The organism is Streptomyces sp. ADI95-16 (assembly GCF_003721495.1).
Lineage (GTDB): Bacteria > Actinomycetota > Actinomycetes > Streptomycetales > Streptomycetaceae > Streptomyces > Streptomyces goshikiensis.
Map to the genome: position 1 here is coordinate 7,148,269 of NZ_CP033581.1, position 20,450 is coordinate 7,168,718.

General features: G+C 72.9%; 20 protein-coding genes. 8 read left to right on the plus strand and 12 right to left on the minus strand.

Going from position 1 to position 20,450, the window contains the following annotated elements:
• Positions 1-18 precede the first annotated feature (18 nt).
• Both EES41_RS31685 and EES41_RS31690 read right to left on the minus strand, forming a co-directional pair.
• Positions 19-681, minus strand: coding sequence for a response regulator transcription factor (locus EES41_RS31685; protein WP_073798498.1), 663 nt, complete (start codon positions 679-681; stop codon positions 19-21).
• Entirely contained in the window at positions 678-1,643 is a 966-nt protein-coding gene (locus EES41_RS31690; protein ID WP_123081385.1) for a sensor histidine kinase, read from the minus strand. Before EES41_RS31690 ends, EES41_RS31685 begins: the two co-directional genes overlap by 4 nt.
• A 239-nt stretch (positions 1,644-1,882) precedes the next feature.
• Between EES41_RS31690 and EES41_RS31695 the strand changes: the two genes are divergently transcribed.
• Entirely contained in the window at positions 1,883-2,368 is a 486-nt protein-coding gene (locus EES41_RS31695) for a cation:proton antiporter regulatory subunit (protein ID WP_008743763.1), read from the plus strand.
• Positions 2,369-2,372: 4 nt separating this feature from the next.
• Positions 2,373-3,614: a cation:proton antiporter gene (locus EES41_RS31700; RefSeq protein ID WP_123081386.1), complete on the plus strand. Its 1,242-nt coding sequence runs from the start codon at positions 2,373-2,375 to the stop codon at positions 3,612-3,614.
• A 19-nt stretch (positions 3,615-3,633) separates the two neighbouring features.
• Here the strand turns inward: EES41_RS31700 and EES41_RS31705 are convergent, their stop codons facing one another.
• The 3 genes from EES41_RS31705 to EES41_RS31715 all read right to left on the minus strand — a co-directional run bounded on the left by EES41_RS31705 (position 3,634) and on the right by EES41_RS31715 (position 5,193).
• Positions 3,634-3,924 (minus strand): SHOCT domain-containing protein, encoded by a 291-nt coding sequence (locus tag EES41_RS31705; RefSeq protein WP_123082812.1) that lies wholly within the window; start codon positions 3,922-3,924, stop codon positions 3,634-3,636.
• Between the two features lie 27 nt (positions 3,925-3,951).
• Complete coding sequence (locus tag EES41_RS31710; protein WP_174261769.1) at positions 3,952-4,428, minus strand: DUF6325 family protein; 477 nt, start codon at positions 4,426-4,428, stop codon at positions 3,952-3,954.
• A 99-nt stretch (positions 4,429-4,527) separates the two neighbouring features.
• Positions 4,528-5,193: a GAP family protein gene (locus EES41_RS31715; protein WP_123081387.1), complete on the minus strand. Its 666-nt coding sequence runs from the start codon at positions 5,191-5,193 to the stop codon at positions 4,528-4,530.
• 59 nt (positions 5,194-5,252) lie between these two features.
• Between EES41_RS31715 and EES41_RS31720 the strand changes: the two genes are divergently transcribed.
• The 3 genes from EES41_RS31720 (at position 5,253) to EES41_RS31730 (ending at position 9,621) form a co-directional block, all read left to right on the plus strand.
• Positions 5,253-6,287: a YhjD/YihY/BrkB family envelope integrity protein gene (locus EES41_RS31720; RefSeq protein WP_254211633.1), complete on the plus strand. Its 1,035-nt coding sequence runs from the start codon at positions 5,253-5,255 to the stop codon at positions 6,285-6,287.
• A gap of 109 nt (positions 6,288-6,396) precedes the next feature.
• A complete protein-coding gene (locus EES41_RS31725) occupies positions 6,397-7,887 on the plus strand; it encodes a DUF2252 domain-containing protein (RefSeq protein WP_254211634.1) in 1,491 nt (496 codons plus the stop codon).
• Positions 7,888-7,974: 87 nt separating this feature from the next.
• Positions 7,975-9,621, plus strand: a complete 1,647-nt coding sequence (locus tag EES41_RS31730; RefSeq protein WP_123081389.1) for an MFS transporter — start codon at positions 7,975-7,977, stop codon at positions 9,619-9,621.
• Here the strand turns inward: EES41_RS31730 and EES41_RS31735 are convergent.
• The 4 genes from EES41_RS31735 to EES41_RS31750 all read right to left on the minus strand — a co-directional run bounded on the left by EES41_RS31735 (position 9,616) and on the right by EES41_RS31750 (position 13,468).
• Entirely contained in the window at positions 9,616-10,929 is a 1,314-nt protein-coding gene (locus EES41_RS31735; protein WP_123081390.1) for a hypothetical protein, read from the minus strand. The genes EES41_RS31730 and EES41_RS31735 overlap by 6 nt on opposite strands.
• Positions 10,930-10,971: 42 nt before the next feature.
• The gene (locus EES41_RS31740; protein WP_123081391.1) at positions 10,972-11,322 is read right to left on the minus strand and encodes a hypothetical protein; all 351 of its coding nucleotides are present in this window, start codon (positions 11,320-11,322) and stop codon (positions 10,972-10,974) included.
• Positions 11,323-11,569: 247 nt separating this feature from the next.
• The gene (locus EES41_RS31745) at positions 11,570-12,739 is read right to left on the minus strand and encodes an agmatine/peptidylarginine deiminase (RefSeq protein ID WP_123081392.1); all 1,170 of its coding nucleotides are present in this window, start codon (positions 12,737-12,739) and stop codon (positions 11,570-11,572) included.
• A 153-nt stretch (positions 12,740-12,892) separates the two neighbouring features.
• Complete coding sequence (locus EES41_RS31750; RefSeq protein WP_234377369.1) at positions 12,893-13,468, minus strand: TetR/AcrR family transcriptional regulator; 576 nt, start codon at positions 13,466-13,468, stop codon at positions 12,893-12,895.
• Positions 13,469-13,801: 333 nt separating this feature from the next.
• Between EES41_RS31750 and EES41_RS31755 the strand changes: the two genes are divergently transcribed.
• Both EES41_RS31755 and EES41_RS31760 read left to right on the plus strand, forming a co-directional pair.
• Entirely contained in the window at positions 13,802-14,965 is a 1,164-nt protein-coding gene (locus tag EES41_RS31755; RefSeq protein ID WP_254211810.1) for an agmatine deiminase family protein, read from the plus strand.
• 289 nt (positions 14,966-15,254) lie between these two features.
• Positions 15,255-16,043, plus strand: a complete 789-nt coding sequence (locus tag EES41_RS31760; protein ID WP_123081394.1) for a class I SAM-dependent methyltransferase — start codon at positions 15,255-15,257, stop codon at positions 16,041-16,043.
• On the opposite strand, the gene EES41_RS31765 is transcribed toward EES41_RS31760, so the two are convergent.
• The 3 genes from EES41_RS31765 to sigK form a co-directional block, all read right to left on the minus strand.
• Positions 16,028-16,606, minus strand: coding sequence for a molybdopterin-dependent oxidoreductase (locus EES41_RS31765; protein ID WP_123082815.1), 579 nt, complete (start codon positions 16,604-16,606; stop codon positions 16,028-16,030). The genes EES41_RS31760 and EES41_RS31765 overlap by 16 nt on opposite strands.
• 482 nt (positions 16,607-17,088) lie before the next feature.
• Positions 17,089-17,838 carry an anti-sigma factor gene (locus tag EES41_RS31770; protein ID WP_123081395.1) on the minus strand — a complete coding sequence of 250 codons (750 nt, stop codon included), beginning with the start codon at positions 17,836-17,838 and terminating at the stop codon, positions 17,089-17,091.
• A complete protein-coding gene (gene sigK, locus EES41_RS31775; protein ID WP_254211811.1) occupies positions 17,835-18,359 on the minus strand; it encodes an ECF RNA polymerase sigma factor SigK in 525 nt (174 codons plus the stop codon). The genes EES41_RS31770 and sigK overlap by 4 nt, the downstream gene beginning before the upstream one ends.
• Before the next feature lie 803 nt (positions 18,360-19,162).
• Between sigK and EES41_RS31780 the strand changes: the two genes are divergently transcribed.
• On the plus strand, positions 19,163-20,422 hold the full coding sequence (locus EES41_RS31780) for an NAD(P)/FAD-dependent oxidoreductase (RefSeq protein WP_254211635.1): 1,260 nt from the start codon (positions 19,163-19,165) through the stop codon (positions 20,420-20,422).
• Positions 20,423-20,450 lie beyond the last annotated feature (28 nt).

The following is a 20,450-nucleotide window of genomic DNA, read 5'->3' on the forward strand; positions in this document are numbered from 1 at the left end:
GCCCTGCGGGGCCGCGGGTCAGGGCTCGATCAGACCGACGCGGATCGCGTAGCGGGTCAGTTCGAGGCGGTCGCGCAGGCCGAGCTTCTGGAGGAGGTTGGCCCGGTGGCGTTCGACGGTCTTGGCGCTGATGACGAGGAAGTCGCCGATCTCCTTCGAGGTGTGGCCCTCGGCGACGAGTTTGAGGATCTCCTCCTCGCGCTCGGTGATGGGCCGGGCGGGCAGCGCCCCGCCCGTCCGCGCGCGGTCCAGATAGGTGCGTATCAGGGTGGTCTCGGCGCCCGGGTAGATGAACGGTTCGTCGCGCAGGGCGGCGCGGCAGGCCTCGACGAGGTCGCGGTCGGCGACCGACTTGGGGACGTAGCCGCTCGCTCCGGCCTTGAGGGCCTCGAAGAAGTACTGCTCGTTGTCGTACATGGTCAGCATCAGGATCCGCAGGCCCGGCCGCAGCCGGGAGAGTTCCCGGGCGGCTTGCAGCCCGGTCTGGCGGGGCATCGCGATGTCGAGGATGGCCAGATCGAGGCCGGGATCCCGGCGGGCGAGGGCGACCGCGTCGGCGCCGTCGGCGGCCTCGGCCACCACGGACAGGTCCGGTTCGGCGTCGAGGATGAGACGTACGCCGCTGCGGACGAGCGCGTGGTCGTCGGCGAGCAGCACGCGGGCCGGGGCGGGTGGTCTCATCGCCCGGTTCCTCCGGTCCGGTCCGCGGTGACGTTCAGGCACACCCGCGTGCCGCGGCCGCCGGGCCCGGCGCCGACGAGCAGTTCGGCGCCGATCAGCAGGGCGCGCTCCCGCATGCCCTGGATCCCGGCGCCCTCCGGCGCGGCCCCGATCCCGCCGCCGTCGTCGCCGACCACGAGCCCCACGCCGGCGCCGCCCGGCAGCGGCAGCAGGTGGACCTCGACCCGGCCGGCGCCGGAGTGGCGGGCCGCGTTGGTCAGGCTCTCCTGCGCGACGCGGTAGAGAACGAGCTCGGCCGCCGGTCCCAGCGCGGGCAGCCCGGGGGTGATGTGGGCGCTCACCCCGAGACGGGTGGTGGTGAACTCGGCGGCCAGGGCCCGGACCGCGCTGTGCAGACCGAGCTCCTCCAGCACGCCGGGGCGCAGTCGGCGGGCGATGCGGCGGATCTCGTCCAGGCTGGCGCGGGTGGTCTCCTGCGCCTGGTGCAGCTCGGCCCGTACGGGTTCGGGGACCCGGTCGGCGGCGTGCTTGAGCTGGAGCAGCACGGCGGTGAGCGTCTGGCCGATCTCGTCGTGGAGCTCCCGGGCGATCCGCCGGCGTTCGGCTTCGAGCGCGGACAGCACCCGGCCGCTGCTGGTGGCCCGCTCCGCTTCGAGGCGGTCGAGCATGGTGTTGAACGTGGCGGTGAGCCCGGCGATCTCGCCCTGGCCGGTGACCGCGGGCCGGGCGTCGGGCCTCAGCAGGTCGGCGGTGGCCATGGCCCGGTTCAGGCGGGCGAGCGGCGCGAGGCCGATCCGCAGCAGCACCGCGTTCGCGACGAGCATGGCGCCGAGCCCGCCGAGCAGGACGAGGGCCTCGCCGAGCAGGATGGGCGTGGAGACCGTGACCGGGCCGAGCAGCAGTGCCACCGCGACGACGAGCACGACCGCGTTCAGCAGGAAGATCCGCCCGTACAGCGACATGGCCCCACGTCCTTTCCCGCGCCGTCGCCCGCCGCGCCGCCGGTCTCCCCCCGTCAGCTGCCGCGGGCCCGCCTCCTTGGCGCACATACGGTCTGACCTGCGGAGGAACCTACTTCCCCGCTCCATCCTCACCGCCCGCGACCCTTCCTGTCCATCCGTGCCGACACCCATATTCCGGACACGCCGAACGTGGCACCATGGCCCCCGCCGCACCGCACGAAGAACGAGGGGGATGGGCCGTGCCCGCACCACGGACGCGTACGACACCACTGCCGGGCATCGGCGTCCAGTACGACCTCACCACCCGCGAAAGACGCCACCTGTCGGTCATCGCGCACCGGGACGGCTCCCGCACCGTGAACCTGTACCGGGCCGACGACCCCGACGCCTGCGCCCAGTCGCTGCACCTCACCGGGGCGGAGGCGGCCTCGCTGATCGACGCGCTGATGCCCGCCCACCACAGCCCGAACCTCCTGCACACCACCGACCTCGGCCTCGTCGCCGAGCGGATCGAGCTGTCGGCGTACTCGTACTGGAACGGCCGGGTGCTGGGGGAGACCCGGATGCGCACCGAGACCGGGGTCTCCGTGGTCGCCGTACTGCGCCGCGCGGAGGCCCGTCCGTCCCCGGCTCCGGACTTCCGGCTGGCCGGCGGGGACACCCTCATCGTCATCGGCACCCGCGAGGGCGTGGACGCCGCCGCCGCGATACTCGGGCGGGAGTGAGCGGATGCACTCTGCCGTCTTCCTCATCGAGTTCGGCGCGATCATCCTGGGCCTCGGCCTGCTGGGCCGGGTCGCGGGCCGCCTCAAGTTCTCACCGATACCCCTCTACCTGCTCGCCGGACTCGCCTTCGGAACCGGCGGCCTGCTCCCGCTCGGCGCGAGCGAGGAGTTCGTCGCGATCGGCGCCGAGATCGGCGTCATCCTGCTGCTGTTGATGCTCGGCCTGGAGTACACGGCCACCGATCTCGTCTCCAACCTCAAGACCCAGTACCCCGCCGGGCTCGTCGACTTCACCCTCAACGCCCTGCCCGGCGCCGCCGCCGCGCTGCTGATGGGGTGGGGGCCGGTGGCCGCCGTGGTGCTGGCCGGGGTCACCTGGATCTCCTCCTCCGGCGTCATCGCCAAGGTCATGGGCGACCTCGGCCGCCTCGGCAACCGCGAGACCCCGGTCATCCTCAGCATCCTGGTCCTCGAAGACCTGGCCATGGCCGTCTACCTGCCGATCATCACCGCGCTGCTCGCCGGGGTGAGCCTCGCCGCCGGCAGCCTCACGCTCGCCATCGCGCTCTTCGTCGCCGGGGCCGTGCTCTTCGTCGCCGTCCGGTACGGGCGCGTGATCTCCCGCTTCGTCTCCAGCGACGACCCCGAGAAGCTGCTGCTGGTCGTCCTCGGGCTGACCCTGCTGGTCGCGGGCATCGCCCAGCAGCTCCAGGTCTCGGCCGCCGTCGGCGCCTTCCTCGTCGGCATCGCGCTCTCCGGGGAGGTCGCCGAGGGCACGCACACCCTGCTGAGCCCGCTGCGGGACCTGTTCGCGGCAGTGTTCTTCGTCTTCTTCGGCCTGCACACCGACCCGGCCAGCATTCCGCCGGTCCTGCTGCCGGCCCTGGCGCTGGCCGTCGTCACCGCCGGTACGAAGATCGCCACCGGGTACTGGGCCGCGCGGCGCGCCGGGATCGGCGTGAAGGGCCGCTGGCGGGCGGGCGGAACCCTCGTCGCGCGCGGGGAGTTCTCCATCGTCATCGCGGGCCTCGCCGTCACCGCCGGAATCGAACCGGCCCTCGGTCCGCTGGCCACCGCGTACGTACTGATCCTCGTGATCGTCGGCCCGCTGACCGCCCGCTACACCCAGCCCCTGGCGGCCTGGACCGCGACCCGCCTCGGGGCCCGGCACACGCCGACCCGTGCTCCGGCGGCGCCGCCGGAACACGAGTCCGTCCCCACGCAGCCGGCGTCGGACCGCGGCTGACGGGAGCGCCGGGCCTGGCCTACCCGAGGAGGCGGCGCTTCTGCTCCGCGAACTCCTCCTCGGTCAGCACGCCCTGCTCCTTGAGGGTGCTCAGCTGCTTCAGCTGCTCGATCTTTGCGGTCATGTCGTCGGCCAGCGGCGCGGCGGCGGGCGGGGGAGCGGCGGCGGGCGGGGGAGCGGCCGCAGCCTGCTGTTCGCTCTCCTGCTGGGCCCACCGGCCGCTCTGGCGGCGGGACACGCGGTTGGACACCGCGGTGGCGGTGCCGGCGATGACGGCGGTGCGGGCGACCCCGCGAAGAAGTCCGGGCATGATGCTCATCTCCAGGCTGTGTGGGCCTCACTCGTCGGGGGGCAGGTCCTCCAGGGCGTCCAGCGAGGCCAGCAGGGCCTGGACGGGAATGCGTCCGGCCGCCACGAGCTGGGCTCCACCACGACGCAGGGCCCGGGCGAAGGGCGCCGCCCAGGTGTTCTCGTACACGATGATCCCGGCCGAGCTCCCGGCTTCCAGGGCGGCGGCGGCCTCCTGGATGTCACCGTGGTCGAGCAGGCCGGACGAAGCGCCCTCGAAGACGGTGAGGTCGACCTCGCCGCCGCCGAAGTCCTGGAGCTCCACCGCCGTCACCGTGCCGTCCTCTTCCTTGCGGACGAAGGCGAAGTCGAAGATGCGGATGATGCCCCGGTCGACGAGATCGACGAGAAGGGGGAAGCCCTCGCCGGTCATGCGGTTGCCCGGGAACTCGACGACGATGTAGTCGACGGGGCCCAGGTCCTCGACGTCGCCGAACCCGGTTCGGTCCTCGGCCTCGCTGCTCATGGCCGCTCCTGTCGGAGAAGGGGGGAAGGTCTTTTTCATTCCAGCACGCTGCCCGCGCCTCCGCATGTCTGGCGGTCGCCCGGTCGCCCGGTCGCCCGGTCAGCCCGTCAGCTGGTAGATGCTCTGTCCCGTCAGCCACAGGCCGAGCAGCAGGCAGACGAACACGACGGCCTCGTCCTTGTGCCCCTCCATCCACCTCCGCATCCGCAGCAGCCGCGCCTGGGCGGCTTCGGGCGCGAACACCATGTACAGCTCGGCGGCCAGCAGGCCGGAGCTGGCGAGCAGGCAGAAGCCGAACAGCGCGACGTAGGTGGTGGCGTGCGAGGCATCGGCCTGGATCACGGTCGTGGCGCCCGCCGCGACCATGCCCCACGGCTGGATCAGTACGGCCAGGCCGGCCGCGGCCCACGGCGAGCCGACGTCCATGCGGGAGGGCGGCGAAGGGCGCCCCGAGGCGGCCTCGCGGGCGGCCGCCCGCGCCTGCCTGCGGCGGTAGCGGTGCATTCCGTACAGCACCAGCCACACACCGATGGCCAGCTTGAGGGCCAGCGCGATCACGCTGGGCGGGGAGCGGGGCGACGGCGGCTGGCCGCCGGTCAGCGCCAGCACGATCGCGATCACCGCGACGAGGCACCCGAGCCACGCCAGGAGGAAGGCCAGCCCCTTCCAGACGCCTCTGGGGGACGAGACCACGAGGATGAAGGCCATCAGCGGGAGCGGGTAGAGGGCGATGGCCAACGCGATGAGCACGAGGTCGAGGACCATGACGCCCCAATCGTGTGACGACATACGACACTACGCACCGGACCGGGGCCCGACACCTTTTGCCCCGCTTCTTCGCGGTCCGCCGCTCCGAGATGCCACCCCCGGCCGCGTCCCCCAACCTGGACGCACACGAAGGAGACCGTCATGACGACGACCCGGCACCCGCCGTCCGCGCCGCGCGACTCCCCGGGCCGCTGATGCCGTCGGAGCGCAAGGCCCGGTGGCGCGAGCGCTCCCGGGAGCTGGCGGCGGCCGGCAAGCGGCTCCAGGGGAGGGCCGAGACCCGGTTCCCGGTGATCACCCACGCCACCGAGCGGATGGTCGGGGTCAACATCTTCGACTCCGCCACCCGGCTGGCCGCCCAGTGCTTCCTGACCGCCGTGCCCCTGCTCTTCGTCCTCGCCTCGTTCGCCCCGGAGGCCGTACGGACGCAGCTGGTCGACTCGATGCGGGCGATGTTCGGGCTCACCGGTCAGGCGAGCAGCCAGCTGAGCGACGTCCTCGACGGCTCCGCGGAGGACGACCTGCGCAACGCCGTGGGCGTGACGGGCGCCGTGATCGTGCTGCTGTCGGCGACGGCCGTGAGCCGCGCCATGCAGCGGCTGTGCCGGCGCGCCTGGGAGATCCCGCGCACCGGGACGCGGATCGCGATCTGGCGCTGGTTCGCCTGGATCGCCGTGTGGATGGTCCTGCTGATCATCCAGGGGCCGGTGCGCGACGGCTTCGGGCTCGGCCTGTGGCTCGGAATCCCCCTCACCTTCCTCTTCCAGACGGCGGTGTGGTGGTGGAGCCAGCACCTGCTGCTGGGCGGGATGATCCCGTGGCTCCCGCTGCTGCCCGGCGCCGTGCTCACGGCCATCGCGATCACCGCGCTGTCGCTGGGCGCGCGCGTCTACATGCCGATCGCGCTCAACCGCTCGCTCGCCGCGTACGGGTCCACCGGCTCGGTGTTCGTCATCCTCTCGTGGCTGATCGTGCTGTGCGTGGCGGTCGCCATCGGCATCAGCACGGGCGCCGCCGTGGCGCAGGAGCCGTACCTGGCCAGGCGGCTGGGCAGCCCGGTCCCGAACCGGTTGCGGCAGCCGCCGCCCTGACCGCTGTCCCGCGCCCCCGCCCTCCGGGCGCCCGCAGCGCAGGGGTGTGGCGCGAGTGCCATGCTGGGAGGCGGAGGCGGGGGCCCTGGTGGCCGGGAGGTTCACTGCGATGACGAAGCGCGCCAAGACCGCGACCGCGAAGCGGACCGCGAAGCCGACCGCGAAGCCGACCGCGAAGCCGACCGCGAACGCGGCCAAGAAGGGCGGCAACGAGCCCCTGCTCCCGGCCAAGGACCGGGCCGCGGCCGGCCGGGCCGCCCGGGCGCGGACACCGCGGTCCGCCCACGGGGACTTCGAGCCGTCGGCCCGACGGCCGGATCCGGTGGACGTCATCGAGGGGCAGTCCGCCACCCGGGTGCAGGAGCTCATCCCGATCCGCTACGGCCGGATGGCCCAGTCACCGTTCCGCTTCTACCGGGGCGCCGCCGCGATCATGGCCGGGGACCTGGCCGGCACACCCGACTCGGGCATCCGGGTCCAGCTGTGCGGCGACGCGCACCTGCTGAACTTCCGGCTGCTCGGCTCCCCCGAGCGCAACCTCCTCTTCGACATCAACGACTTCGACGAGACGCTGCCCGGGCCCTGGGAATGGGACGTCAAACGGCTCGCGACGAGCCTGGTCATCGCCGGGCGCGAGAACGGCTTCTCCGCGCACGAGCGCGCGGGCATCGTACGGTCGGGCGTGAGCGCCTACCGCGAGCAGATGCGCCGCTTCGCCGGGATGAACACCCTCGACGTCTGGTACGCGAAGGTCGACGAGACGGACCTCCAGGCGGTGGCGGCGGACGCGCTGCACACCCGCGGCCGCAAGAACGTGTCCGAGGCGCTCACCAAGGCCCGCGGGCGCGACAGCCTCCAGGCGTTCGAGAAGCTCACCGAGCTGGTCGACGGCGAACGCCGCTTCGCGGCCGCCCCGCAGCTGATCACGCCGATCTCCCAGCTGCTGCCGGACCGGGAACGGGACGGGCTCGAAGGCGAGATCCACGACCTCGTCGAGCAGTACGGGCGCAGCCTCCAGTCGGACCGCCTGCACCTGCTGCGCCAGTTCTCGGTGGTCGACATGGCGCGCAAGGTGGTGGGCGTCGGCAGTGTCGGCATGCGCTGCTGGGTCATCCTGCTGCTGGGCCGGGACGACCAGGACCCGCTGATCCTCCAGGCGAAGGAGGCCGGCGAGTCCGTCCTGGCCGCGCACACCGGCGCCAGCGAGTTCGCCACCCAGGGCGAGCGGGTCGTCGCCGGACAGCGCGTGATGCAGGCCGCCAGCGACATCTTCCTCGGCTGGCACCGAGTGCACGGGGTCGACGGCCGCGAACGGGACTTCTACGTACGCCAGTTGCGCGACTGGAAGGGCATCGCCGAACCCTCCCGGATGGTGCCGCGCGGCATGCGGGCCTTCGCCGGACTGTGCGGAGTGACCCTGGCGCGGGCACACGCCCGGTCCGGGGACCGGATCGCCATCGCCGCCTACCTGGGCCGCCGCGAGGTCTTCGACGACGCGCTCGTACGGTTCGCGGAGAGCTACGCCGACCAGAACGAGCGCGACCACCGGCGTCTGGTGGAGGCGATCGCCTCCGGCCGGGTGAGCGCCGTCCCGGCCTGAGCCGGACCGGGCCACGCCCACCGCCAGTCGACTGAACCCCCGGGCGAGGCGCCGTGCCACCCCGCCCGGGCGTGGCACGCTGCGCCCATGACGGCAGCGAAGGCGGCCCCGGCCGGGAACACGGGGAAGGCCGGGAACGCGAGACTCATCCTGCTGACCCTGGCGGCCGGGCAGTTCCTGATGGCCCTGGACAGCTCGGTGATGAACGTCTCGATCGCCACGGTGGCCGATGACATCGGCACCACGGTGAGCGGCATGCAGGGCGCGATCACGGCCTACACGCTGGTCATGGCGATGCTCATGATCAGCGGCGGCAAGGTCGGCGCGCTCATCGGCCGCAAACGGGCGTTCATGATCGGCTGCGCCGTCTACGGGTGCGGATCCCTCACGACCTCCCTCGCCCCGAACCTGACGGTGCTGATGCTGGGCTGGTCGTTCCTGGAGGGCGTGGGAGCGGCGCTCATCCTGCCGGCGATCGTGGCGCTCGTCGCCTCCAACTTCGGCAAGGAGCAACGTCCGGCCGCCTACGGCCTGGTCGCGGCCGCCGGCGCGATCGCCATCGCCCTCGGCCCGCTCATCGGCGGCGTGGCGACCACCTTCTTCTCCTGGCGCTGGGTGTTCGCGGGAGAGGTCGTGGTGGTGCTGGTCATCCTGATGCTGGCCCGCCGGGTCGTCGACGCGCCCCCGGACCACCGGCCGCGCATCGACGTGCTGGGCGCGATCGTGTCCGCCGCCGGCATCGGGCTGTTCGTCTTCGGCGTGCTGCGGACGAGCGAATGGGGCTGGTTCCGGCCCAAGGCCGGCGGCCCCGCCTGGTTCTCGCTCTCGCCCGTCGTCTGGCTGATGCTGGCCGGCCTCCTGCTGGTCTGGCTGTTCTTCCGCTGGGAGGCGCGCCTGGTGGCACGGGGGACCGAACCGCTCGTCGACCCGGCACTGCTGGGCAACCGCCAGTTCTCCGGCGGTCTGACGATGTTCTTCTTCCAGTACCTCGTCCAGATGGGCGTGTTCTTCGTCATCCCGCTCTACCTGTCCGTGGCGCTCGGCCTGTCCGCCCTCAGCACGGGCGTACGGATCCTGCCGCTCTCCCTGACCCTGCTCGCCGCCGCGATCGGGATCCCCAAACTGTGGCCGAACGTCTCACCGCGGCGCGTCGTACGCATCGGGATCCTGGCGATGTTCGTCGGCGCCGTCATCCTGATGGCCGGCCTGACCCCGGACGCCGGCGCGGCCGTGGTCACCGTTCCGCTGCTGCTGATCGGCCTCGGGATGGGGGCGCTCGCCTCCCAGCTCGGAGCCGTCACCGTGTCGGCCGTACCGGACGAGCGGAGCGACGAGGTCGGCGGCATCCAGAACACCTCCACCAACCTCGGCGCCTCGATCGGCACCGCCCTCGCCGGGTCCATCATGATCGCGGTACTGACGAGCTCGTTCCTCGCCACCATCGACCAGAACCCGGCGATCCCGGCCGACGTCAAGAGCCAGGCGCACACCAACCTCGCGGGCAGCGCCCCCTTCCTGTCGGACGAACAGCTCGGCGCGGCCCTCGACGAGGCGGGCACGGACCCCGTGGTGGCCCAGGCGGCCCTCGACGCCAACGACAGCGCCCGCATCGACGGCCTGCGGGCCGCGCTCGGCATCCTCGCCCTCACCGCGCTGCTCGCGCTGTTCTTCACCCAGCGCATCCCCGCGACCCAGCCGTCCGCGACGCGCGGACCGGCCGACGCCCCGTCATGACGGGTGCGGGCCCGCCACCTTGTCGGCGGCCGGGTGCTCTCCCGTGTCCTCGGCGAGGAAATCCGTCACCGCGAGCGCGAAGAGCAGGGCGAGGGCCAGACCCACGACCACCCAGCCGGTGGGGTAGGACCACAGGAGGTACACCAGGGCGGCGACCGCCACCAGCCCCCAGGTGAACCAGGCGCGGTGGCGCCGGATGAACGGGCCGACCGGTCCGGTGCGCAGACCCAGGCGGTCGGCCGTGGCGCGGGTGGCGGCGATGCCGGAGTGCCAGATCTGGCGGGCCGCGACGGCGTACCGGCCGGGGCCGGAGAGCCAGGCGGCGAGGGCGACCACCACGCCGAGGACCACGACCATCCGGACCGTCGTGCGCAGCAGGCGGACCAGCGCGTCGTAGACGGAGCCGGCCGCGGCCTGCGAGACGGTGTCGGGCAGCGCGCCCAGGTAGACGGTGCGGAAGACGGTCAGGGCCAGACCGAGGACGAGGGCCGCGAAGGCGACCGCGAGGGCCGAGGTCACCAGGGCCCGGCGGCGGTGGGCGGAGAGCAGGATGCCGGCGGCGATCAGGACCAGGGCGAGGACCGGCAGCCACACGCCGGCGATCTGCAGGAGCCGGAAGCCCGTCTTGACCCTGCCGATGTCCTTGGACTGCACGACGGTGAAATCGGTGTGGATCTCGGGGATCTTGCCGGCGACGCTCATCCCGGAGTCCACGAGCCGCGTCTTGACCTGGTCGATCACCGGGGCGAGGTCGACGGTCACCGCGTCGTTCTTGATCTGGACGGCGGAGTCACCACTGCCGGTCAGGGCCTTGACCAGAGCGGTGTGGATGGTGCGGTTGGCGTCGGTCCAGATCGTCTCGAAGGACTTCGAGGCGATGACGTCCTGCGCCTTGTCCTTCACGAAACTGCTGACCGCGCTCTCCAGCGAGCCGCCGAGCTTGCCGAGCGCCTTCTGGAGCAGCGGCCGTTGGTCGGGAGCCACGTCCTCCAGCAGGGCGGTGAGGTCGAGGTGCTGCATCAGGGCGGCCGTGACGCGGTTCGCGGCGGCTTCCTGGACGTCGGGGTCGGAGGCCAGCGGCGCGACCGTGGAAACGTAGCGGTCGGTGTTCCCCACGATGCCGGAGGTCCACGCGGCGACGATGCCCAGCGGGGCCAGCACACAGCCGACGATGATCAGCAGCGCGGCCAGCAGCGACCGTGTCCGGTGCCGCGGCGGGGTCCGCTTCCCGGCCGCGGCCTCCGACTCCAGGGCGGCGACCCTGGCCCGCAGCGCCGCGAGTTCGGCCGCGCTTTCGTCACCCTGCATGGCTGACCTCCTACGGGGTCGGGCGCCTGGGACCGTCGAGGATCAGTGGATGACGCTGAAGCTGCGCCACGGCAGGCTGGCGGGGGCCGTCACGTTCGACAGCGTGGTGGCGACGTAGATGCCGTCGGCCCGGTCGGTCTTCTGGCAGTCCGGCGTCCGGTAGAGGACGACGTCGACGAGGGTGTTGTTGTGGACGTGGGTGGCGCCCCGCGGCAGGCCGATCTTGTGGCAGCCCGTCACCAGGGTGTTGGAGTAGCTCAGCTCGGTCACCGAGTCCTGGGCGCGGAAGCTGAGCATCCCGACGGTCGTCCGGCCCAGGCCCGAGCAGGCGGTGGCGGTCAGCAGCAGCGCTGCGACCCCGGTGATGACGCCGATACGCCGGCTGTGGGACATGGCGCGGTCCTCGTCTGTGCGGTGGTGTGGCTCTCCTTGTCCCACAGCCTGCCCCGGCGCGCGGCGGGCGGCATCCGCTGCTCGGCCGGGCGGATGAACGGGGCGGACGAACGGGGCGGACGAACGGGCGCGGCGCCGGGGCGCTTGCGGCCACGGGTGGCCGGGCCGTCCGGACGGCCCGGCCACCCGTGGCGCGGCCGCCGGGCCCGCTCGGCCGGTGCCCGTCGCACGCGGCCCCGTCCGGGAGCTACGGAAGGGGTTCGTGCATCGTCGAGCAGTGGATGCCGCCGCCGCCCGCCATCAGCCGGTCGACGTCGAGCTGTACGACCGTCCGCCCGGGAAAGGCCTCGGCGAGGGCCCGGTTCGCCGCGGCGTCCTTGACCGCGTCGCCGAACCGGGCCGTGATGACCGCCCCGTTGACCACGTGGAAGTTCAGGTACGAGTCGACGAACTGGGAGTCCTTCGAGCGGACGGTGTCGGGCCCGTCCACGCGGATCACCTTCAGCCGCCGCCCCCGGGCGTCGGTGGCACGGGAGAGGATCGCGAACTGTTCGCGGGCGTCCCGCGCCCACGCGTCATCGCGGTCCTCCGGCGGGACCTGCACCATGACGACGCCCGGCCGCACGAAGCGCGAGGTCACGTCGATGTGGTCGTCGGTGATGTCCTTGCCCTTGATGCCCGGGACCCAGATCATCCGGTCGGCGCCGTAGGCGTGCAGGACCGCGTCCTCGATCTCGGCCCGGCTCATCCCCGGGTTGCGGTTCTTGTTGACCAGACTGCTCTCCGTGGCCATGACGGTGCCGTCGCCGTCGGTCTCGATCGCCCCGCCCTCACCGACGAACTCCGTCCTGCTGAAGGGCAGGCGCCCCTCGTCCGCGATGCGCCGGGCGACCTCGGCGTCGCGGGAGTGGGTCTGCTTCTTGCCCCAGCCGTTGAAGCCCAGGCCGATCGCGTCGAGTCCGCCGCGTCCGTCGCGGCGGAAGACAGGGGCGGTGTCCCGCATCCAGAGGTCGTCCGTGGGGATCGAGTCGAGCACGGTGACCGCCGGGCCGCACCGGGACCGGGCGGTGGCGGCGGTATCGGCGTCCGGCGCGCACATCACCACCGGCTCGTGGAGGGCGACCGTCCGGGCGATCAGGGCGATGTCCTCCTGTACGCCGGCCAGCCGGCGGCCGCCCCAGATGGACGTGCGCGACGGCCAGGACATCCAGGTACGGGCGTGCGGGACGTCATCGCGCTCCACCCACCAGCGCGGCAGGGCCGCGCTCGCCCGCTGCGGGGCCATCGCCATCGAACCCAGCGCCACGCCCGCCGCCCCGACGCCGGCGGCGCCGATGACGCGGCGGCGGGAGGGTTCGGCGGAGCCGCCGAACAGGCGGCTGAAGAGGGAGCGGCCGTCGCCGTGGAATGCGCTCATGGGTCTCTCCGGATCTCTTGGGGGAGGGGAGCCGTGGCCCGACTCTGTCATTGACTGAAAATTCAGTCAAGAAGCGAGCCGTGAGGAAGCCCGGGACGGGGAAGGGAACCGGGGAAGTGCCCCGTGCCCGGCCGCCGCGCGGCACCGGCATGCCTACGAGAGGCGCTGGAGCTCGGCCTCGATCGACGCGGCCATCAGGTCCCGCGCGTGCGCCAGGGGCAGGCTGCCGCTGAGCCAGCGCGAGCTGAGGCCCTCCACCAGGGCCGTCAGCCGTTCGGCGGTTCCGGCGAGCGCCGCGGCGCCGGCCATCGGCCGGACCCGGCCGAGGAGCTCGCCGACCTCCTGTACCCATACCAGCGTGGCGCGGGCGAGGTCCTCGCGCAGGTCGGGATCGAAGACCGCGCTGGCCCGGAGCTCTCCCCAGGCCGTGCTGTTCTCGCGCACCTCGGGGGTGTCCTGGAATTCGAGGAGGAGGGTCTCCTCCAGCTCGCCCCTCGCGTCCAGCGGGGGAGCGCCGGGATCCCGCTCCGTGGTGTACCGCCCCGCGCGATCGTTGATGAACTCCAAGGTGGCGCGCATGATTCCGGCGCGGTCCTTGAAGTGGTAGTAGATCAACGCGGTGGACACGCCCGCCTCCGAGGCGAGTTCCTCCACGCGCAGGCCGCGCACGCCGCGTCGGGCGATGACCCGCGCGGCCCCCTCCATGATTGCTGTTCGACGGTCCGCCACAAGCCGACACCCTACCCGGGCGCCGATCACCGGCACGACCTCGACCCTGACTGAAATTACAGTCGGATGGGATCCGCTGCCGTTCGGGCGGCGCACCGCCGCCGGGTGCCCTACGCGGTAGATTGACTGAAATTCCAGTCAGTGTCAGAGTGGGGGCGTCGCCGCGGAACTCGATGTTCCGTACCGGTCCGCGGCGCGGCCGCTGGATCGCCGTGCCGCGCGCCCGTGCCGACAATGGGACGGATGACGTTCCTCGCCCGCAGCCCTTGACCGCTGCCCCGTCGGCGAAAGCCCATCAGCCGAATGCCGGAGCCCTCTGTGACCCCTTCGCCCCTGTCCTCTCCCGTCTCCCGCCGCACCGCGCTGCGCGCCCTCGCGGGCATCGGCGGCGCGCTGGCCTTCGGGGCCGCCGCCTGCGCCCCCTCCGACCCGGAGGGCCCGGCGGCCTCGCCCGCCTCCGGCGCCGCGGAGGCGGCGGGTGGCGCGGGCCGTCGGTTCGGCGCCGAGTGGGAGAGCCACGCCCGGACCTTCATGTCCTGGCCCGCACTGGAAAACGTCTGGTACGAGGACCTGCCCGCCGTACGGGCGGACATCGCCCGCGTGGCCCGTGCCGTGGGCGAGTACGAGCCCGTGGTGATGCTCGCCCGGCCCGACCAGCAGGAGGCGGCCCAGCAGGCGTGCGGTTCCGGCGTCGAGGTGATCGCGCTCCCGGTGGACGACCTCTGGGCGCGCGACACCGTACCGGTCTTCGTCGAGCAGGATCACAAGGTCCTCGGCGTCGACCTCAACTTCAGCGGCTGGGGCAACAAGCAGGAGCACCGGAGCGACGCCCAGGTCGGCCGGCTGCTGCTGGCGAAGTACGGGATCGAGCGCGTGCGGGCACCGCTCGTCGCCGAGGGCGGCTCCTTCGAGACCGACGGCGAGGGCACCCTGCTCGTCACCGAGAGCTCGGTGGTCAACAAGAACCGCAACCCCGGCAAGAGCCGCGACCAGATCGAAGCCGAGCTCAAGGGCAGCCTCGGCATCAAGAAGGTGATCTGGCTCGCCGGAGTCCGCGGCCAGGACATCACGGACGCGCACGTCGACAGCCTGGTCCGGTTCACCGCCCCGGGCGTCGTCCTCCTCGACCAGGCGTTCCCGGGCTCCGAGCCCGACGTGTGGTCGCGCGCCGCCGACCAGGCGAGGACGGTGTTCAAAGACGCGACGGACGCGCGCGGCAAGCGCCTGGAGGTCGTCGACCTGCCCCAGCCCGACCTGGACAAGATCACCGGCCGTGGTGACGCCTTCGTGTCGACGTACGCGAACTTCTACGTGGCCAACGGGGCCGTCTTCATGCCCCGCTTCGGGGACGCCCGGGCGGACGACCGCGCGAAGGGCATCCTCCAGGAGCACTTCCCGAAGCGCGACATCGTCCCCGTGAAGATCGACACCATCGCCGGGGGCGGCGGCGGCATCCACTGCTCGACCCACGACGAACCCGGCAAGCCGGCCGAGTAGCCCCGCCGGCCCCGAAGAGCGGACCCCCGCCGTCCCGTACTGCCGGACAGATCCACACTTGCTAGGCCTTTGGTGGAATGGCCAAGCATTCGCCAGCTGATGTACGCGAAGCTCCTCGCACATGCAGTATGGGATGACGATGGTTCCCGGCAGGTGCGGAGGCGGAGACGGTGGGCGGTGTCGCGCAGGACCTCCGGTCGTAGCCCGGCCCCGCCCCGGCGCGATCGCACGACGGCCACCGCCGGGTCACCCCTTCCGATCTCCTGCTCACGAGGCGAGGTATCGACCCATGGATGTACGCGGCTTGGACGGCAGCGCGGGCGACGTCGACTACGGCGCCATCGGCTCCACCTACTCCGGCTACCGGCGGCCCGACCCGCGCATAGCCCGGCTCATCGTCGACGCGCTGGGCGGCGCCCGTACGGTCGTCAACGTCGGCGCCGGAGCCGGCTCCTACGAGACGGCCGCCGCGGCCGTCACGGCGGTCGAGCCCTCCGAGTCGATGCGGGCGCAGCGCGCGGCGGCCCTGCCGCGCGCCGTGGACGCGGTCGCGGAGGACCTCCCCTTCGAAGACGGGGAGTTCGACGGGGCGATGACCCTGTTCAGCGTCCACCAGTGGAGCGACGCCGAGGCGGGACTGCGGGAGATGCGGCGCGTCACCCGCGGCCCGGTCGTCGTGCTCACCTGCGACCCCGAACTGGTGCGGGACTTCTGGCTGTACGCGTACGCGCCCGAGGTGCTCGACACCGAGGCCCGGCGCTACCCGCCGCTGGAGAAGATGGCCGCCGCCCTCGGCGGCACCGGCACGGTGGAGACCGTACCGATCCCGCTGGACTGCACCGACGGCTTCAACGAGGCCTACTACGGGCGCCCCGAGATGCTGCTGGACCCCGCCGCCCGCCAGGCCTGCTCGGCGTGGAGCTTCGTCGACGACGGAGTGCGGGAACGGTTCACCACCCGGCTGCGGGAGGACCTGGACTCCGGCGCGTGGGACGAGCGGTTCGGCCACCTGCGCACCCAGCCGGCCTACCTGGGCTCGCTCGTCATCGTCCGGGCGGTCGGTCACTCCTCCTGGTAGGAGTGCCGCTGCTCCCTCCAGGGATCACCGGTGTTGTGGTAGCCGCGCTCCTCCCAGAAGCCGCGGCGGTCGGCGGTCATGTACTCGATCGCGCGCAGCCACTTGGGGCCCTTGTAGCCGTACAGGTGCGGTACGACCAGGCGCAGCGGGAAGCCGTGCTCGACGGTGAGCGGTTCCCCGTGGTGATGGGTGGCGAGCAGGGTCCGCTCGGAGGTGAAGTCGGCGAGCCGCAGGTTGGCGCTGTACCCGTACTCGGCCCACGCCATCACGTGCGTGACCTGCGGGGCGGGGGGCGCCAGCGCCAGGACCGTACGGGCGGCGACCCCGAAGAACTCGTGGTCGGTCGTGGTGGGACCCGAGGCGCAGTGCAGGTCGGTCTCGATCGTGATCCCGGGCAGCGCGGAGACCTCGTCGAAGGTCCAGGAGTACTTCTCCCCCGAGGCGGTGGCGCCGAAGACCTGGAAGTTCCACCGGTCGCGCCGGAACTTGGGCACGGGGCCGTAGTGCGAGACGGGCCAGCCTTTGGCCAGGCGCTGTCCTGGGGGGAGCGGTGGGGTTCCCACGGTCGGTCGTCCTTTCCCGGTGGCCGGCGGCCGGCGGCGGAGCGGTGGCTCCGGTGCGGGCCGCCGGATGAGATCCTGCCAGCCCCGCCACCGGTACGCCGACCCGGCGCGTGCCCGATCCGCCACGGGCGCCGGTACGGCCACGCCGGCGTCGGGCCGCGGGCCGTACTCCGCGAGATGGCGCAGCTCCGGTGACGGCGCGGCGAGTTGGAGCAGGATCCCGGTGGCGGCGCCACCGCCGGCGACCGCGCGACGGTACAACTCCCGGGCGCGGCCGCCCTTCGCGGACCGGAGCGCCCGCGCCGTTCCAGCAGCGGGGCGCCCGCGAGGGTCGCCCTCGACATCGCCTGCTGCGCGGGCTGGGCCGCCCGGCGGGCCGGGACCGGGCGGGGCCCCGGCCGCGCTCGTCGCGGGCGGCGCGGTGTGCACCGTGCTCACCGTGTTCTTCGCGGGGTCTCCGGGTCTCCGCGTTCCGCTGACGCTCAGGCGGGCAGCGCGAGCAGCATCAGGGGCGCGGTGGTGGGCTGCGGCGAACCGCCGGCCGGTTCGAGCGTGAGGCCCACCCCGCTGGCCTTGCGCAGATCGCCCTGGAGGAGGGTGGCCCCGTCGCGGTCGACGAGCCCGGCCGGACGCATCGTGCCGTGGTCGTCGTACCAGAGCTGGTACGTCCGGCCCGGCCCCGGGTCGGGGAGTCCGGTGCCGACGAACACGGCCTTGTCCTGCCGCTGGGAGCTGACCACGGAGGTGACGGCGCCGGTACTGGTCCGGCCGTGCACGGTACGGGCGTCGGGCGCCGCCAGCACGGAGGTGAGGTCCCGCATCCGCAGCTCCGTGCCCTGCGCCCGCTGCTGTGCCTCCTCGGTCTGCTGGTGCTGCCACACGGCGAGGCCACCGAACGAGGCGGCCGCCACGAGGCTCGCGGCGAGGGCCAGTGGTCCGGCCTTGCGGCGCAGCACGCCACTCACCGTCCGGGGCCGCTCGTCCGCCGGCAGCCGCGGCGGCAACTGCCGTACGGAGTCGATGCCGTGCAGGACGGCGTCCTTCATCCGCGGGGGCGGCGCCGCGGCGACCGCGGCGGCGAGGCGGGCCGTCGTACCGCTGAACTCGGCCACCTCCTGGCGGCAGGACGCGCACTGCGCGAGGTGAGCCGTGAACGCCGTCAGTTCCTCGCGGCCCAGGGCGTGAAGGGCGTAGGCGCCGGTGAGGGTGTGCAGGTCTTCTTCGTTTCTCATGTGGTCACCCCCATGCAGTCGCGCAGTCGGATCAGCCCGTCGCGCATGCGTGTCTTGATGGTAGGAAGCGGTGCGCGAAGCGTCTCGGCTACTTCACGGTAGGTCAGGCCCTGGTAGTAGGCGAGGGTGACGGCTTGCCGCTGGAGCTCGGTCAGGCCGCGCATGCAGCGCCGTACCTGTTCGCTCTCCAGCCGGGTTTCGACCTGCTCGGCCACCTCGTCGAAGGGCCGCTGGTGTTCGCGCGCCGCCTGGTCGTACTCGCGGTTGGCCGAGGCCTGGGCGGAGCGCACCCGGTCGACGGCCCGGCGGTGGGCGAGGGTGGCCGCCCAGGCGGGCACGCTGCCCTGGTCGGGCCGGTAGCGGGAGGCCTGCCGCCAGAGGTCGATCATCACCTCCTGGGCCACCTCCTCGGACTGGGCTCTGTCGCGCACGACCTTGACCACGATCCCGAAGACGGTGCCGGCGAGGGCGTCGTAGAGCGCGGAGAACGCGTCCTTGTCGCCGCGGGCCACCTGCGCCATGAGGTCTTCGAGCCGTGAGCCGCCGCCGTCCGGGGCGGCGAAGGGGAGAGGCTGCCTCACTGGTGCCCCTTCCCGCCGCCCGACGCCGCGCGGCGCCCGGTGGTGGCGGGTGGTCCGCCGGGATGCGTCTGCGTCCATTGCATGACAGTCCTTCGGGTCGAGAACAACCGGACCCGAACAGTACGCGGGCCTGTCATTCCGGTTGAGGCAGAGGGTTGGCTCGGATGTGGTCGGGCGCGGTGGTGATGTGGTTCCGGATGTGGTCCGCATTCTGGTTCCTTGACCGGTCTTCGGAGCGGACGTCCGTACGGATTGCCCTGGTCGTTCGGCAATTCGACGGCCGCCGGTCGTTCGATCGGACGACAGACCAATCCGGCCGGCGCACCGCTGCGAAGGGCCGGTGTGAGCAACTTCCGCGAGCGAATCCCCCGGCTCGCGGCCGGTGCGGCGACGGGCCTGCCGGCCGGTTCCGCGGCCCCGGCCGGCGCCGAGCCGGCGGCCTCGCCGACCCGGCCGCGGGCGGGGCCGGAGACGGCGGTCGGTTCAGCTGCCCCCGCCCGCGATCAGGACGCCCCGGCGCGGGGCCGAGCCCGTGCGCCCCACCCCGCGACTCACCCGGTACCCACCGGGACCAACGACCAAGTAGCCCCCCGGCCGTGGGCCGGCGCCCCCTGGCGGGGGTGGCGCCGGCCCACGTTTTACCCTCCCTTTGCCGACGCAGCCAATCCGGCCCGCCGTCGGCCGCGAAGTACAGGTGAACGGCCGCCCAGGGCGGCGTGGCGACTCATGGGGAGCTGGTACCTGTGCACACACGGAGAGTGGCCGTCATCGGGAGCGGCGTCGCGGGACTGACCGCCGCCTACGTCCTCGGCAAGTCTTGCGAGGTCACCCTCTACGAGGCCGACGACCGGCTCGGCGGCCACGCCCACACCCATGAGCTCCCCGCCGACGGCGGCGGAACCGTACGCGTGGACTCCGGGTTCATCGTCCACAACGAACGCACCTACCCCACGCTGCTGCGGCTCTTCGGCGAACTGGGCGTGTCCACCCAGGACTCCGAGATGAGCATGTCCGTCCGCTGCGACGGCTGCGGCCTGGAGTACGCCGGAGCCCGCGGCGCCGCGGGCCTGTTCACCGGCCGCGCCGCCCTGCGCGGCCGCTACCTGCGGCTGCTGGCCGAGGTGCCGCTCTTCCACCGGCGCGCCCGCGCGCTGCTGAGCGAGGGCGGCCCCGACCAGCGCACCCTCGGCGACTTCCTGAGCGACGGCCGCTTCTCCCCGTACTTCGTCTCGCACTTCATCGGCCCCCTCGTCGCCGCCGTGTGGTCCTGCCCCGCGCGGACCGCGCTCTCCTACCCGGCCGCGTACCTGTTCCGCTTCCTCGAACACCACGGCCTGCTCTCGGTCACCGGCTCCCCGCAGTGGAAGACCGTCACCGGCGGCAGCTCCGCCTACGTCGACCGGATAGCCAAGGAGATCGGCGACGTCCGCACCTCCACCCCCGTGCGCGGGGTCACCCGCCACCCGGGAGCCGCCCTCGTCACCACCGAGGACGGCCTCACCGACGCCTACGACGCCCTGGTCATCGCCACCCACCCCGACCAGGCCCTGCGGCTGCTGATGGACCCCACCCCGCACGAACGCCGGGTCCTCGGCGCCTTCGCGTACGAGGACAACCCGACCGTCCTGCACACCGACACGGACCTGCTGCCGCGCTCGCCCCGGGCCCGCGCCTCCTGGAACTACCACCTCGCCGACTGCGGCACCTCCACCGAAGGCGTCCGGGTCAGCTACGACATGACACGCCTCCAGAAGCTTCCCGGCGCCACGGACTACGTGGTCACCCTGAACGCGGGCGACCACGTCGACCCCGACCGGATCCTCGCCCGCATGCGGTACGCGCACCCCGTCTACACCCCCGAATCGGTCGCCGCCCAGCGGGAGTTGCCCCGGCTCAACACCCGGGTCAACGTCTACGCCGGCGCCTACCACGGCTGGGGCTTCCACGAGGACGGCTGCCTCTCCGGCGTACGGGCGGCCGAGGCCCTCGGGGTCCGGTGGTGAGCCCCCGGCCGGCCGCCGCCCCCGCCTC